Origin of the sequence: Variovorax sp. KK3 (genome assembly GCF_001984055.1) — a bacterium.
GTDB lineage: Bacteria > Pseudomonadota > Gammaproteobacteria > Burkholderiales > Burkholderiaceae_C > Variovorax.
Genome location: NZ_LYVO01000001.1, coordinates 75,940 through 90,081, shown reverse-complemented (window position 1 = coordinate 90,081; position 14,142 = coordinate 75,940). Strand labels below are relative to the sequence as shown.

Sequence of the window (14,142 nt, the reverse complement as noted above, 5' to 3'; positions counted from 1 at the left end):
CCTCGCTACATTGTGTTTTTTGAGGGCCTGCAATGTCCGTCGACGCCGTTCCGACTCCTTCTTCACCGACCTTTTCCCCGACTTCCCCCGAGCCCTCCTCTTCAGTGCCTTCCGCGCCGAGCACACCGCAGCGCTCCCACATCCGCCTGACATCCCATGCGGGCGGATTCGGAGCCCTGCCGATCCAGTGGGGCGCGCCGACCGCGGCCGAACGCGGCCCGGTGGTCGGCACCACCACCAAGCGCGCCCACCGCAACGTGATCGGCACGCACAGCGGCTCCTACAGCGTGTACCGCGCACTGGCCGTGGCGGCCGGTGCCCTCAAGCGCGAGCACAAGGCCGACCTGACCAACACCGCGCCGACCGACGTGATCGGGCCCTACCCGCAGTGGGGCGAGCCGGGGCGCATCGTCTCGCTCGACCCCTGGGGCGCGGTGGTGGCCGACGCCTTCGCCACCGAGCTGGCCGCGGGCTACGACATCCGCCCCACCATCGCCGTGACGAAGGCGCACGTGATCCTGCCCGAGGTCATCGAGGGGCTGCAGAAGGGCCGGCTGCAAGCCGACGGCAAGTTCCTCACGCCGGGCGGCGCCGCGCTGGTCACCAAGGCCGCGGTCGAGCCCGTGTGGTACTTGCCCGAGGTGGCCAAGCGCTTCGGCTGCTCCGAAACCGACCTGCGCCGCGTGCTCTTCGAAGAGACCGGCGGCATGTATCCCGAGCTGGTGACGCGCTCCGACCTCGAGGTCTTCCTGCCACCCATCGGCGGGCAGACGCTCTACATCTTCGGCAACCCGCGCGACCTGGCCAACCCCGATGTCGAGCTCACCGCGCGCATCCACGACGAGTGCAACGGCTCCGACGTGTTCGGCTCCGACATCTGCACCTGCCGGCCCTACCTGACGCACGCCATCGAGGAATGCATTCGCGGCGCGCAGCGCGGCGGTGTGGGCCTGATCGCCTATTCGCGCAAGGAAGGCCGCGCGCTCGGCGAGGTGACCAAGTTCCTGGTCTACAACGCACGCAAGCGCCAGGTGGGTGGCGACACGGCCGACCAGTACTTCGCGCGCACCGAGTGCGTGGCTGGCGTGCAGGACATGCGCTTCCAGGAGCTGATGCCCGACGTCTTCCACTGGCTGGGCATCCGCAAGATCCACCGGCTGGTGTCGATGAGCAACATGAAGTTCGACGCCATCGTCGGCTCGGGCATCGAGATCGGCGAACGCATCAACATCCCCGACGAGCTGATCCCGGCCGACGCGCGCGTGGAGATGGACGCCAAGATGGCTGCCGGCTACTTCACGCCCGGCATCGTGCCCGATGCCGAAGAACTCAAGAAAGCCAAGGGAAGGACCCTCGATTCATGACCAAGGACAACTACGGCCTCGACCCCGACCGCCCCACCGCCAACGCCGCCGTTCGCCATGCCGATGCGGACGGGCACGTCGACCCGGCGCTGGAGTTCGTCGAGGACACCAGCCGGCCGGCCGGCGCCGCGGCCTTCCTGCGCACCACGCGCGCCATCCGCATCCGTGCCGACGCCCTGCTGGCGCGCGCACGGCGCGGCGAGTCGCAGTGGTTCACCATCGGCGACGAATCGGCGCTCGAAGGCATGGCGAAATCGGTCGCCGACGTGACGCGCGAACGCTACCCCAAGCACACCATTCCGTACCACAGCCGCTGGCGCCACTTCGAAGCCGGCGGTGTCGACAGGCTCGGCGAGCTCAATCGACTGCTGGGCGACCTGGCCCCGACACAGCGCGCCCGTGCCCACATCGACCTGGCCGTGGTCAGCGTGCTGCTCGACGCCGGCGCCGGCCCCTTGTGGCACTACACCGAGCCGGCCACCGGCAAGCGCTTCGGCCGCTCCGAGGGCCTGGGCGTGGCCAGCTTCCATGCTTTCACCAGCGGCCTGTTCTCGTCCAATCCCGACCGGCCGCTGCAGGTCGATGCGGTCGGCCTGCGCGGGCTGGTCACCGACCGGCTGGGCGACGCCTTCCAGGTCAACGACATGAACCAGCTGGTCGGGCTCTCCGGCCGCGCGACGCTGCTGCGCCGCTTGGGTGAGGTGATGAGCGAACAGCCGGAGGTCTTCGGGCAGGACGGGCGTCCCGGCGGGATGTTCGATGCGCTGGTCAGTCCCTTCGGCCCGGCCACGCCGCCGACGGCAGAGACGACGGCGCACGACATCCTGTCGCTGCTGCTGCAATCGCTCTCGCGCATCTGGCCGGCCGCCAACGTGATCGACAGCGGCGGCACCCGCGCTGCAGATGCGGCCGGCGGCGTTGCGCCCGACGATCCTGCGCTGGCGCTGGGCGACTGCTGGCGCCACGGCGCGGTGCGCGGGCCGGGGCTCACCAACGGCTGGATGCCCTTTCACAAGCTGTCGCAATGGCTGACGTATTCGCTGATCGAGCCCTTCGAATGGGCCGGCGTGAAGGTGCGCCATCTCGATGCCCTGACTGCCTTGCCCGAGTACCGCAACGGCGGCCTGCTGCTCGACAGCCACGTGCTGGTGCCGCGCGACCCGGCGCTGCTCGAGCGCGACTGGACGGTGGGCGACGAATTCATCGTCGAGTGGCGCGCCCTGACGATCGCGCTGCTCGACGAGCTCGCGCCGCGCGTTCGCAAGGTGCTGGGCCGCAGCGAAGAAGAGCTGCCGCTCGCGCGCGTGCTCGAAGGCGGCACCTGGGCTGCCGGCCGCGCGCTGGCACAGCGCTTGCGTGGTGGAACGCCACCCTTGCGCATCGAGAGCGACGGCACGGTCTTCTAGGCAGCACGTCTTCCAGACTCCAACCCCTTTCGCAACGCCAAGACAAAACATTCATGAGCAACGTCCATCTCGTCGACCATCCCCTCGTCCAGCACAAACTCACGCTGATGCGCCGCAAGGAAGCCAGCACCAACAGCTTCAGGCGCCTGCTCAACGAAATCAGCATGCTCATGGCTTACGAGGTCACGCGCGACATGGCCATGCAGGACATCGAGATCGAGACCCCGCTCGAGACCATGCACGCCAAGGTGATCGACGGAAAGAAGGTCGTGCTGGTGTCGATCCTGCGCGCGGGCACCGGCATTCTGGACGGCATGCTCAGCGTGGTGCCCGGCGCACGCGTGGGGCACATCGGCCTGTACCGCGACCCGAAGACGCTGACCGCGGTGGAGTACTACTTCAAGATGCCCGGCGAGATGGAAGAGCGCGATTGCATCGTGGTCGACCCGATGCTGGCCACCGGCAACTCCGCGGTGGCGGCGGTGGAACGGCTCAAGGAGCTGAACCCGAAGTCGATCAAGTTCGTCTGCCTGCTGACCTGCCCGGAGGGCGTGCGCACGATGCAGGCGGCGCACCCCGACGTGCCGATCTACACCGCGGCCATCGACCGCGAGCTCAACAGCCACGGCTACATCCTGCCGGGCCTGGGCGATGCCGGCGACCGCATTTTCGGAACCAAGTAACAACGCCCTCGAGGAGAATTCTGTGCCCCTACGCCGCCAATTGATCGTCCGTTCCATCGCCGTCGCTGCGGCCCTTGCGTCTGGCGCCCCCGGGCTTGCCTTCGCGCAAGCCAAGCTGAAAGTGGCGGCGGTCTACACCGTGCCCTTCGAGCAGCAATGGGTGGGCCGCATCCACAAGGCACTGAAGGCAGCCGAGGCCCGCGGCGAGATCGAATACAAGGCCACCGAGAACGTCGCCAACGCCGACTACGAACGCGTGATGCGCGAGTACGCGCAGGCCGGCAACCAGCTGATCCTGGGCGAGGTGTTCGGCGTCGAGGCGGCCGCGCGCAAGGTGGCCAAGGACTTCCCGAAGACGGCCTTCCTGATGGGCTCGTCGCTCAAGCCGCAGGCACCCAACTTCTCGGTCTTCGACAACTACATCCAGGAGCCGGCCTACCTGTCGGGCATGGTGGCCGGCGGCATGACCAAGAGCAACCGCATCGGCATGGTCGGCGGCTTTCCCATTCCCGAGGTCAACCGGCTGATGAACGCCTTCATGGCGGGCGCGAAGGAAACGAATCCGAAGGTGGAGTTCAGCGTGAGCTTCATCAACAGCTGGTTCGACCCGCCGAAGGCCAAGGAAGCCGCCTTCGCGATGATCGACAAGGGCGCGGACGTGATGTACGCCGAGCGCTTCGGCGTGAGCGATGCGGCCAAGGAAAAGGGCAAGCTCGCCATCGGCAACGTGATCGACACGCAGGACAAATACCCCGACACCGTGGTCGCCTCCGCGCTGTGGAACTTCGAGCCTTCGGCCGACCGCGCGATCAAGCTGGTGAAGGAAGGTAAGTTCACGGCCGAAGACTACGGCGTGTACTCGCACATGAAGCACAAGGGATCGGAGCTCGCGCCGCTCGGCACCTTCGAGAAGAAGATACCGGCCGACATCATGAGCAAGGTCAAGGCGAAGCAGGCCGACATCCTGGCCGGCAAGTTCACGGTGAAGGTGGACGACAGCCAGCCGAAATCGACGGCCAAGTAGGCACGATGCGGCAGCGGGAGAAAGAGCCAGACACGGTCCTGAGACTGCGAAGCATCACCAAGCGCTTCGGCACGCTCGTCGCCAACGACGCCATCTCGCTCGAACTCGCCGGCGGAGAAGTGCTGGCCCTGCTGGGCGAGAACGGGGCGGGCAAGTCCACGCTCATGTCGATCCTGTTCGGCCACTACGTCGCGGACGAAGGCGACATCGAGGTCTTCGGCCGGCCGCTGATACCCGGTCAACCGCGTGCCGCCCTGCAAGCGGGCATCGGCATGGTGCATCAGCATTTCACGCTGGCCGACAACCTGAGCGTGCTCGACAACGTGATGATGGGCAGCGAGCCGCTGTGGCAGCCCTTCTCCCGGCGCTCGGCCGCGCGGGCGAAGCTGCTCGACGTGTCGCAGCGCTTCGGCCTGCCGGTGCAGCCCGACGCGCGTGTGGGCAGCCTGTCGGTCGGCGAGCGGCAGCGGGTGGAGATCATCAAGGCGCTCTACCGCGGCGCACGCATCCTCATCCTCGACGAGCCCACCGCCGTGCTGACGCCGCAGGAAAGCGAGGCGCTGTTCGGCACGTTGTCGCAGATGGTGGCGCAGGGCCTGTCGATCATCTTCATCAGCCACAAGCTGGACGAGGTGCTGCACGTGTCGCATCGCGTGGCGGTGCTGCGCGGCGGGCGGCTGGTGGCCGAGGCGCCGACGCGTGACACCACTGCGGCACAGCTGGCGCTGTGGATGGTAGGCCATGCGGTCGAAGGGGTGGCCCGCACGCCGGCACGGCAGGTGGGCGATGCGGTGTGCGTGCTCGACCACGTACGCACCGCTGGCGACGGGCACGACCGGCTTCATGACGTGACGCTCACGCTGCGCGCCGGCGAGATCACCGCGGTGGCCGGTGTCTCGGGCAACGGCCAGGTCGCGCTCGCCGAACTCTTGTGCGGCACGCGCCGCGCGACTTCCGGCACGGCACAGCTGATGGGCCGCCCGCTCGCTGCCGCGCCGGCGCGCCTGGTGCATCGCGGCGTGGCGCGCATTCCCGAAGACCGGCATGCGGTCGGCGTGGTCGGCGACCTGGCGGTGTGGGAGAACGCGGTGTCCGAGCGGCTTCGGCACCCTGCCTTCTCGCGCCTGCTCTGGGTGCGGCGCGCAGCCGCACGCGCGCATGCGAAGCACATCGAGAAGGCCTTCGACGTGCGCGGCGCGGGGCTGGACGCACCGGCGCGCTCGCTGTCGGGCGGCAACATGCAGAAGCTGATCCTGGGCCGTGCGCTGCTGGCACCGGAAGGCGCGAAGCACAAGGCAGCACGCCTCATCGTCGCGCACCAGCCCACCTGGGGCCTCGACATCGGCGCGGTCGCCTACGTTCAGCAACAGCTCATCGCGGCGCGCGATGCGGGCGCCGCGGTGCTGTTGATCTCCGACGACCTTGACGAAGTGCTCGCACTGGGCGACCGGGTCGCGGTGATGCACGGTGGCCATCTGGGCGAGCCCCGGCCGGCTTCGAACTGGACACGCGAGGCCATCGGCCTGGCGATGGCGGGAACCGCCACATGATGCGGCTGGAGCGACGCCACGAGAGCTCGCGCACCGCGCTGCTGCTGGCGCCGGTCGGTGCCGTCGGCTTCACGCTGATGATCAGCGCCTTGCTGGTGCTGTGGGCAGGCGCGCCCGTGGGCCGCACCTACGGCTTGCTGCTGCAGGGCGGCTTCGGCTCGGTCTTCGCGTTGAGCGAGACCCTGACGCGCGCCACGCCGCTCATCCTGACCGGCCTCGCCGCCACCGTGGCCTTCAAGGCCCGGCTTTTCAACATCGGCGCCGAAGGGCAGTTCTACGGCGGCGCGCTGGCCGCGGTGGCGGTGGGCGGCATGCACGGCGGGGCCGGCTTCGAACTGCCGGCCTTGGTGCTGTTCCCGCTGATGATGGCCGCTGCCGCCTGCGTGGGCGCCCTGCTGCTGCTGGGCCCGGCGCTCATGAAGAACCGGCTGGGCGTGGACGAGGTCGTCACAACGCTGCTGATCAACTTCATCGTGCTGCTCGGCGTCTCGGCATTGCTCGACGGGCCCATGAAAGACCCGAGCGCGATGGGCTGGCCGCAGAGCGTGTCCTTGCAGTCCGAACTGGAGCTGGGCCGCCTGATCGCGCAGACCCGGGTTCACACGGGGCTGCTGTGGGCTGGCGTGCTCGCGGTGCTGACCTGGGTGCTTTTCAAGTACACGGTGATCGGCTTCGACATCCGAGCGCTCGGGGCCAATCCGCGTGCGGCAGCCTTCGCCGGCGTGCCGGTCACGCGCACTGTCGTGCTGGTGGCACTGCTGTCGGGTGCGCTCGCGGGGCTGGCCGGCGCCATCGAGGTCGCGGGCCGCACCAGCTACGTCACGCTCGACATGTCCCCGGGCTACGGCTACAGCGGCATCGTGATCGCCATGTTGGCCGGGCTTCATCCGCTGGGCGTGCTGGCCGCCGGCGTGTTCGTGGCCGGCGTGCAGGTGGGCGCGGACACGATGAGCCGCGCCATCGGCGTGCCGACGTACATCGCCGACGTGATCGTGGCGGCATCGCTGATCGCGGTGCTGGTGGCCACGCTGCTCACCCAGTACAGGGTTCGATGGAAATAGCCGACATCCTCTCCAACCAGGCCTTCTGGGTGGCCGTGCTGCGCATTGCCACGCCGCTGGTCTTCGGCACACTGGGCGTGTTGCTGTGCGAGCGCGCGGGCGTGCTCAACCTCGGCATCGAAGGGATCATGGTCGCGGGCGCCTTCGCGGGCTGGCTCGCCGTGTACGCGGGCGCGCCGCTGTGGGGCGGGGTCGCGGTGGCGGCGCTCACGGGCGCGGTGCTCGGGTTGCTGCACGCGTTTCTCACGGTGGGCCTCGCGCTTTCGCAGCACGTGTCGGGGCTGGGCATCACGCTGCTGGCCACGGCGCTGAGCTACTACGGTTACCGCGTGAGTTTTCCGAAGGTGAACACGCCGCCGACGGTGACGCCCTTCGCGCCGATGGAGTGGCTGCACATTCCGGTGCTCGACGCCCAGACGCCGCTCACGCTTTTGGCGCTGCTGCTGGTGCCACTGCTGGCTTATGTGCTCTACCGCACGCCGCTGGGCCTGGGGCTGCGCATGGTGGGCGAGAACCCTCAGGCGGCCGAGGGCCAGGGCGTGTCGGTGGCGGCCGTGCGCACGGGTGCCATCGTCGCCGGATCGGCGCTGATGGGCGTGGCGGGCTCCTTCCTCACGCTGTCGGCCTTCAACGCCTTCTTCTTCAACATGGTGAACGGGCGCGGCTGGATCTGCGTGGCGCTGGTGGTGTTCGCCTCGTGGCGGCCCGGCAAGGCCCTGCTGGGCGCCCTGCTCTTCGCCTTCTTCGACGCCCTGCAGCTGCGGCTGCAACAATCGGGCGACGCGCTGCTGCCCTACCAGCTGTACCTGATGCTGCCCTATGTGCTGTCGATCGTGGCGCTGGTGCTGGTGGCGCGCAAGGCCGGCTATCCGCAGGCCCTGATGAAGCCTTATCGCAAGGGAGAACGCTAGACCATGCTCGACCTGTTGGTACACGACGCCACGCTGCCCGACGGCCGCACCGGCATGTCGATCGCGGTGCAGGACGGCCGCATCGCCGAGGTGACGGCCGGACTCGACGCACCCGCCAAAGACAAGGTGGATGCCGCCGGCCTGCTGGTCGCGCCGCATTTCATCGACCCGCATTTCCACATGGACGCCACGCTGAGCTACGGCCTGCCGCGCGTCAACCAGAGCGGCACGCTGCTCGAAGGTATCGCGTTGTGGGGTGAGCTCAAGCCGCTGCTCAAGGCCGAGGCGCTGATCGAGCGTGCCCTGGCCTATTGCGATTGGGCGGTGGCGAAAGGGCTGCTGGCCATCCGCACCCACGTGGACACGAGTGACCCTAGCCTGCTGGCGGTCGACGCGCTGCTCGAGGTGAAGAAGCGCGTGGCGCCCTACCTCACGCTGCAGCTGGTGGCATTTCCGCAGGACGGCGTTCTGCGCTCGCCCGGCGGTGTCGACAACCTGAAGCGCGCGCTCGACAAGGGCGTGGACGTGGTCGGCGGCATTCCGCATTTCGAGCGCACCATGGCCGACGGCGCCGCCAGCGTGAAGCTGTTGTGCGAACTGGCGGCCGAGCGCGGGTTGCCGGTGGACATGCACTGCGACGAATCCGACGACCCGCTGTCGCGCCACATCGAGACCTTGGCCTTCGAGGCGCAGCGCCTGGGGCTGCAGGGGCGCGTGACCGGCTCGCACTGCACGTCCATGCATTCGATGGACAACTACTACGTCAGCAAGCTGCTGCCGCTGATCGCCGAGGCCGGCGTGAGCGTGGTGGCCAACCCGCTGATCAACATCACGCTGCAGGGCCGCCACGACACCTACCCCAAGCGGCGCGGCATGACGCGCGTGCCCGAACTGATGTCGCAAGGCGTGAACGTCGCCTTCGGCCACGACTGCGTGATGGACCCGTGGTACGGCATGGGCTCGGGCGACATGCTGGAGGTGGCGCACATGGGCCTGCACGTGGCGCAGATGACCAGCCAGCAAGGCATCCGCCAGTGCTTCGATGCGGTGACTGCGAATGCCGCCCGCGTCTTCGGGCTCGGAGGCTACGGGCTCGACGCGGGCCGCGACGCCAGCTTCGTGCTGCTGCAGGCGCGCGACCCGGTCGAGGCGATCCGGCTGCGCGCGACGCGGCTCAAGGTGTGGCGGCAGGGGCGCCTTCTGGCCGAGACGCCGGCGGCCATGGCCACGCTGCAGTTGCCGGGACGGCCTGGGGCGACGAGCTGGATGACGGCGAAACGCTGAGACGGCGCGCGTGCCCGGTCGCGCCGCGATGAAAGCCAGCAGTTCCGATCGCTACGCCACCGGGCTGCGCTCCGCCGCGACGGGCAGCGAAAACTTGAAGCAGGTTCCCTGGCCTGCCGAATCCACCAACGCGATCGCCCGGCCGTGCAGTTCGAGAATCCGGTGGACGATGCGCAGGCCCAGCCCGCCATCGCGCCTTGCGCCACCAACGGTAAAAGGTCGCTGGAACAGGCCTTCCCGGAGCTCCTGCGCAATGCCTGGTCCGGTGTCGCTGACCGTCACGTCCAGCGCATCGCCCGATGGCGCGGCGAGCCTCACCTCGATGCGCCCGGCTTCGGGCGTGTGGCGCAAGGCGTTGTCGAGCAGGTTGCTCAGCACCCGCTCGATCAAGCCCAGGTCGGCGCTGACCGGCGGCAGATGGGGCGGGAAGACGGCTTCGAGCTTGATGCGCCTGGACTCCGCTCGCAGCTCGAACTTCTCGAACACGTCCTGGACGAGATCGATCATCGAAAACTGTTCGGGCGCGGGTTGCACGAAACCGTATTCCAGACGTGCAAGCTCGAACAGGCTCTGCGCCAGGTCGCCCACGCGGCGGCTCTGGTCGATGGCGATCTCCAGATAGCGCCGACGCGCCGGCGCGTCGAGCACGGCGTCCTTGAGGAGCAGGGTTTCCAGATAGCCATGCAGGGACGACAGCGGCGTGCGCAGGTCGTGCGAGACATTGGCGATCAGCTCGCGGCGTTCCTGGTCCTGGCGCGTCAGCGCCTTCCACTGCTCGCCGATGCGCCCCACCATCTGGCGGTAGGCAGTATCCAGCACCGCGATCTCGTCGCGGCTGTTCACTGCCGAGCCTGGCGCGGGGGCCACCAGCTCGGGCGGCGGGCCATTCATGTCGAACTGCCTCACCGACTCGGTCAGCCGCCGCAGCGGCCGCGTGATGAGCGTGAACGCGAACAGCCCCGCCGCCAGGCACAGCAGCGCCACCATCCCGATGGACCACAGCGCGGTCTTCAGCACGGCGTTGGTGGACCCGCGGGCCGCGAAGGAGTCGTGCGCTTCGCCCAGGAGCACGACGTAGATGAAGCCCACGTCCCGCCCGGCCACGCGCAGCGGTGCGGCGCTGAACACCTTGCGGCCGTCGGCGCTGCGCGGGTCGTCCCCCAGGATGGGAAGGGCGGCACCGTCGAGCAGTTGACGCAAGGGCGCCAGGTCCACGCGGTCGCGGCGCAGGCGGCCCTCGGGCGCCGCATGGCCGGCGATGCGGCCATCGGGCTCGAGCAGGTAGACCTCCACGCTCGGGTTGACCATCATGAGCTGGTTGAACAGGTTGCGCACGGCGTTCGGCATCAGCCCGTTGGCGTCCGTGAGCTGGGCGTCGCGCGCGATGCTCTCGGCCACGTCGCGCGACAAGCCCTGCACCACCTCCAGCTCGTGCATGCGGTTCGAGCGCAGCTGCATCCACGCCGACGTGCCGCTGCACACCAGCAGCAGCAGCGCGAACACCAGCGACAGTCGCTGTGTCAGCGTCAGCCTCATGCCGTTGCCTCCGGTTCCGCGAACTTGTAGCCGCGCCCCCAGACGGTGAGGATGCGCGCGGGTTGCGCCGGGTCGACCTCGACCTTGGCGCGCAGCCGGTTGATGTGCGTGTTGACGGTGTGTTCGTAGCCTTCGTGCTGGTAGCCCCACACCGCGTTGAGCAGGTCCATGCGCGAGAAGACCTTGCCCGGCTGGCGAGCGAAGAAATACAGCAGGTCGAATTCGCGGGGGGTGAGGTCGAGCCGTGTGCCGTCCAGCCGCGTGTCGCGCGCGACCGGATCGATCGTCAGCCCGCCGATCGACAGGCTGCCCGTGTCGAGGCGCGCGTTCTGCGCCAGCGCATCGACGCGGCGCAGCAGCGCCTTCACGCGCGCGACGAGTTCGAGCACCGAGAACGGCTTGGCCAGGTAGTCGTCGGCGCCGATCTCCAGGCCCAGGATGCGGTGCACCTCGCTCGCCCGCGCGCTGATGATGATGATGGGCGTGTAGCGCGCCATGGCGCGCGCGCGGCGGCAGATCTCGAGCCCGTCGACGCCGGGCAGCATCAGGTCGAGCACCAGTGCATCCCAGCCGCCGCGTTCCAGTTGCAGCAGCCCTTCGTCGCCACGCGCGCAATGCACGACCTCCAGGCCCTCATCGCGCAGGTGCAACGAAAGCAGGTCGGCGATGTGGGCGTCGTCTTCGACGAGGAGTACGCGACGGGCGGTGGTCATCGGGTTTGGATCGGATTGAAACAGGTGCTGCAGCGTGACGCCCTTGCGTCCCGTTTCAGATTGTGCGCAATCCATCGGGGCGAGTTATCACGAATCTTTTAACTTTGCGTGAGGACTTCGAGAGCGCCAGTGCCTAAGCTCCCATCAAGCCGCCAAGCCATACCCCCGCCATACCCCGTCAACCAATCTGCTCGACCAAGGGATACGCCATGACGTCCAGACGCCACCTTCTTTTCGCCGGTGCAGGCTCCGCCGGAGCCGCGCTGGCGGCCAGCCTCTTCCCCCTTCAGGCGCTGGCTGCCGCCGCGAACGAAGTCTTCGAAGTCAGCTACACCGAAGCGCAATGGCGTGCAAAGCTGACGCCGCAGCAGTTCGCCGTGCTTCGCCAGGAAGGCACCGAGCGGCCTGGCAGCAGCCCACTCAACACCGAACACCGGGCCGGCACCTTCGGCTGCGCAGGCTGCGCCCTGCCCCTGTTCTCGTCGAAGACCAAGTTCGAAAGCGGAACCGGCTGGCCCAGCTTCTGGAAACCGCTGGACAACGCCGTCGCCACGCGCACCGACAAGACCTTCGGCATGGTCCGTACCGAAGCGCATTGCCGGCGCTGCGGCGGACACCTGGGGCATGTCTTCAACGACGGCCCACCGCCCACCGGGCTGCGCTATTGCATGAACGGTCTTTCGCTGACGTTCACGGCGCAGGCTGCCTGAACGGCACAGCCTGAGTCATTGACCCGAGCCCCGCCATGCTGCTCATCGCCCTCGCCTATCTCGGTGGCGTGCTGACCATCGTCAGCCCCTGCATCCTGCCGGTGCTGCCCTTCGTGTTCTCGCGTGCCGGCCAGCCCTTCGCCCGAAGCGGCCTGCCGCTGCTGCTAGGCATGGCGCTGACCTTCGCCGTGGTCGCCTCGCTCGCCGCCGTCGGAGGAGGATGGGTGGTCGCGGCCAACCAGTACGGACGTTGGGTTGCCCTCGTGTTGGTGGCGCTGTTCGCATTGGCACTGCTTTGGCCGGGCCTGTCCGAGCGCCTGACGCGCCCGCTGGTGGCGGCCGGCGCGCGGCTGTCTGAAAGTGCGCAGGCAGACGGACAGCCGCGCATCGGCGCCTCTTTGCTGCTGGGCGTGGCCGCGGGCCTGCTGTGGGCGCCCTGCGCCGGCCCGATCCTGGGCCTGATCCTGACCGGCGCGGCGCTGCAAGGCGCCAACACGACCTCCACGCTGCTGCTGGTTGCCTATGCGGCCGGAGCCGCGACGTCGATGGCGGCCGCGCTGCTGCTCGGCGGCAAGGTGTTCACCGCGTTGAAGCGTTCGCTGGGCGCAGGCGAATGGGTGCGGCGCGGCCTCGGCGGGGCCATGCTGGCCGGCGTGGTCGCGATTGCGCTGGGCCTGGACACCGGCATCCTGGCGCAGTTGTCGACGGCGTCCACCGGCGGCATCGAGCAGAAGCTCGTCGAACGCCTGGGCAACAAGCCCGCAGAGGGTGCGATGGCCATGCGCGGCAGCCAGACGATGATGATGCAGGGGCCGGGCATGGCGCCATCGGAGGGCGCCGGTCCGTCGATGATGGCCGGCGGCAGCGCCATGCGCATGGCGCCGGCAGGCGGCGCAGCTGCCTCGCCCCTGCCCGATCAAGGCGCCGCACCCTCGTTGGATGGCGCGACGCAATGGCTCAACTCGGCCCCGCTGACGATGCAGCAGCTGCGCGGCAAGGTGGTGCTGGTCGACTTCTGGACCTATTCGTGCATCAATTGCCTGCGCACCCTGCCTTACGTGAAGGCCTGGGCCGAAAAGTACGGCGGCCAAGGGCTGGTGGTGGTGGGCGTGCATGCGCCGGAATTCGCCTTCGAGCGCGACGTGTCCAATGTCACCAAGGCCATGAAGGATCTGGGAATCACCTACCCTGTGGCGGTGGACAACAAGTACGCGATCTGGCGCGCCTTCAACAACCAGTACTGGCCGGCGCACTACTTCATCGATGCGAAAGGGCACGTTCGCCATCACCACTTCGGCGAGGGCAACTACGCGGAGTCGGAGCGCGTGATCCAGCAACTGCTGCAGGAGGCCGGGGCCACGCGGGTCGCACAGGGGCTGACCGAAGTCGATGCCCAGGGCGTGCAGCGCGCCGCCGACATGGACGCCGTGCGTTCGCCCGAGACCTACCTTGGCTACGAGCGCGGCGAGAACTTCGCGTCGAAGCCCGCTGCCGTGCATGACAAGGCTGCGGCCTACTCGCTGCCCGCGAGCCTGTCGCTCAACGCGTGGGGGCTGGCCGGCCGCTGGAACGTGGATGCGGAGCGCGCCACGCTGGCCGGTCCGTCCGGCCGCATCGCCTATCGATTCCACGCGCGCGACCTCCATCTGGTACTGGGCCCCGGGCCGGACGGCAAGCCGGTCCGCTTCAAGGTCAGCGTCGACGGCGGCGCGCCAGGCGACGCCCACGGCATGGACGTCGCCGCGGACGGCAGCGGCACCGTGACCGAGCAACGCCTGTATCAGTTGCTCCGACAGCCGGGCGACGTCGGCGAACGCACCTTCACCATCGAATTTCTGGACCCGGACGTGTCGGCATACGCCTTCACGTTCGGATGATGATCCGGCAACGACGAACGACA

At 68.5% G+C, this 14,142-nt stretch carries 12 protein-coding genes; 10 read left to right on the top strand and 2 right to left on the bottom strand.

Annotated elements, in window-relative coordinates; all coding sequences use genetic code 11:
• Positions 1-32 precede the first annotated feature (32 nt).
• Genes B0W80_RS00440 through B0W80_RS00405 form a run of 8 tightly spaced genes read left to right on the top strand, consistent with a single transcriptional unit; the run spans position 33 to position 9,283 of the window.
• A complete protein-coding gene (locus B0W80_RS00440) occupies positions 33-1,364 on the top strand; it encodes a GTP cyclohydrolase II (protein WP_076997120.1) in 1,332 nt (443 codons plus the stop codon).
• Complete coding sequence (locus tag B0W80_RS00435; protein ID WP_083745107.1) at positions 1,361-2,770, top strand: URC4/urg3 family protein; 1,410 nt, start codon at positions 1,361-1,363, stop codon at positions 2,768-2,770. The genes B0W80_RS00440 and B0W80_RS00435 overlap by 4 nt, the downstream gene beginning before the upstream one ends.
• 53 nt (positions 2,771-2,823) lie before the next feature.
• Positions 2,824-3,453: a uracil phosphoribosyltransferase gene (gene upp, locus B0W80_RS00430; protein ID WP_076997119.1), complete on the top strand. Its 630-nt coding sequence runs from the start codon at positions 2,824-2,826 to the stop codon at positions 3,451-3,453.
• A 22-nt stretch (positions 3,454-3,475) separates the two neighbouring features.
• Entirely contained in the window at positions 3,476-4,477 is a 1,002-nt protein-coding gene (locus B0W80_RS00425) for a BMP family protein (RefSeq protein ID WP_076997118.1), read from the top strand.
• 5 nt (positions 4,478-4,482) lie between these two features.
• Positions 4,483-6,027 (top strand): ABC transporter ATP-binding protein, encoded by a 1,545-nt coding sequence (locus tag B0W80_RS00420; protein WP_076997117.1) that lies wholly within the window; start codon positions 4,483-4,485, stop codon positions 6,025-6,027.
• A complete protein-coding gene (locus B0W80_RS00415) occupies positions 6,027-7,088 on the top strand; it encodes an ABC transporter permease (RefSeq protein ID WP_179106794.1) in 1,062 nt (353 codons plus the stop codon). The genes B0W80_RS00420 and B0W80_RS00415 overlap by 1 nt, the downstream gene beginning before the upstream one ends.
• On the top strand, positions 7,079-7,999 hold the full coding sequence (locus B0W80_RS00410) for an ABC transporter permease (RefSeq protein WP_076997115.1): 921 nt from the start codon (positions 7,079-7,081) through the stop codon (positions 7,997-7,999). The genes B0W80_RS00415 and B0W80_RS00410 overlap by 10 nt, the downstream gene beginning before the upstream one ends.
• 3 nt (positions 8,000-8,002) lie before the next feature.
• A complete protein-coding gene (locus B0W80_RS00405) occupies positions 8,003-9,283 on the top strand; it encodes an amidohydrolase family protein (protein ID WP_076997114.1) in 1,281 nt (426 codons plus the stop codon).
• Positions 9,284-9,334: 51 nt separating this feature from the next.
• Here B0W80_RS00405 and B0W80_RS00400 read toward each other — a convergent pair whose 3' ends face one another.
• Both B0W80_RS00400 and B0W80_RS00395 read right to left on the bottom strand, forming a co-directional pair.
• A complete protein-coding gene (locus B0W80_RS00400) occupies positions 9,335-10,819 on the bottom strand; it encodes a HAMP domain-containing sensor histidine kinase (RefSeq protein ID WP_076997113.1) in 1,485 nt (494 codons plus the stop codon).
• Positions 10,816-11,532, bottom strand: coding sequence for a response regulator transcription factor (locus B0W80_RS00395; RefSeq protein WP_076997245.1), 717 nt, complete (start codon positions 11,530-11,532; stop codon positions 10,816-10,818). The genes B0W80_RS00400 and B0W80_RS00395 overlap by 4 nt, the downstream gene beginning before the upstream one ends.
• Before the next feature lie 209 nt (positions 11,533-11,741).
• Here B0W80_RS00395 and msrB point away from each other — a divergent pair, with 209 nt between their 5' ends.
• Both msrB and B0W80_RS00385 read left to right on the top strand, forming a co-directional pair.
• On the top strand, positions 11,742-12,242 hold the full coding sequence (gene msrB / locus B0W80_RS00390; RefSeq protein WP_076997112.1) for a peptide-methionine (R)-S-oxide reductase MsrB: 501 nt from the start codon (positions 11,742-11,744) through the stop codon (positions 12,240-12,242).
• A gap of 35 nt (positions 12,243-12,277) precedes the next feature.
• Complete coding sequence (locus B0W80_RS00385; RefSeq protein WP_076997111.1) at positions 12,278-14,119, top strand: cytochrome c biogenesis protein DipZ; 1,842 nt, start codon at positions 12,278-12,280, stop codon at positions 14,117-14,119.
• The last annotated feature ends 23 nt before the right edge of the window (positions 14,120-14,142 follow it).

Coding starts and splice junctions, on each gene's coding strand:
- B0W80_RS00440 (WP_076997120.1), top strand. CDS start 33: ATGTCCGTCGACGCCGTTCCGACTCCTTCTTCACCGACCTTTTCCCCG.
- B0W80_RS00435 (WP_083745107.1), top strand. CDS start 1,361: ATGACCAAGGACAACTACGGCCTCGACCCCGACCGCCCCACCGCCAAC.
- upp (WP_076997119.1), top strand. CDS start 2,824: ATGAGCAACGTCCATCTCGTCGACCATCCCCTCGTCCAGCACAAACTC.
- B0W80_RS00420 (WP_076997117.1), top strand. CDS start 4,483: ATGCGGCAGCGGGAGAAAGAGCCAGACACGGTCCTGAGACTGCGAAGC.
- B0W80_RS00415 (WP_179106794.1), top strand. CDS start 6,027: ATGCGGCTGGAGCGACGCCACGAGAGCTCGCGCACCGCGCTGCTGCTG.
- B0W80_RS00410 (WP_076997115.1), top strand. CDS start 7,079: ATGGAAATAGCCGACATCCTCTCCAACCAGGCCTTCTGGGTGGCCGTG.
- B0W80_RS00405 (WP_076997114.1), top strand. CDS start 8,003: ATGCTCGACCTGTTGGTACACGACGCCACGCTGCCCGACGGCCGCACC.
- B0W80_RS00400 (WP_076997113.1), bottom strand. CDS start 10,819: ATGAGGCTGACGCTGACACAGCGACTGTCGCTGGTGTTCGCGCTGCTG.
- B0W80_RS00395 (WP_076997245.1), bottom strand. CDS start 11,532: ATGACCACCGCCCGTCGCGTACTCCTCGTCGAAGACGACGCCCACATC.
- msrB (WP_076997112.1), top strand. CDS start 11,742: ATGACGTCCAGACGCCACCTTCTTTTCGCCGGTGCAGGCTCCGCCGGA.
- B0W80_RS00385 (WP_076997111.1), top strand. CDS start 12,278: ATGCTGCTCATCGCCCTCGCCTATCTCGGTGGCGTGCTGACCATCGTC.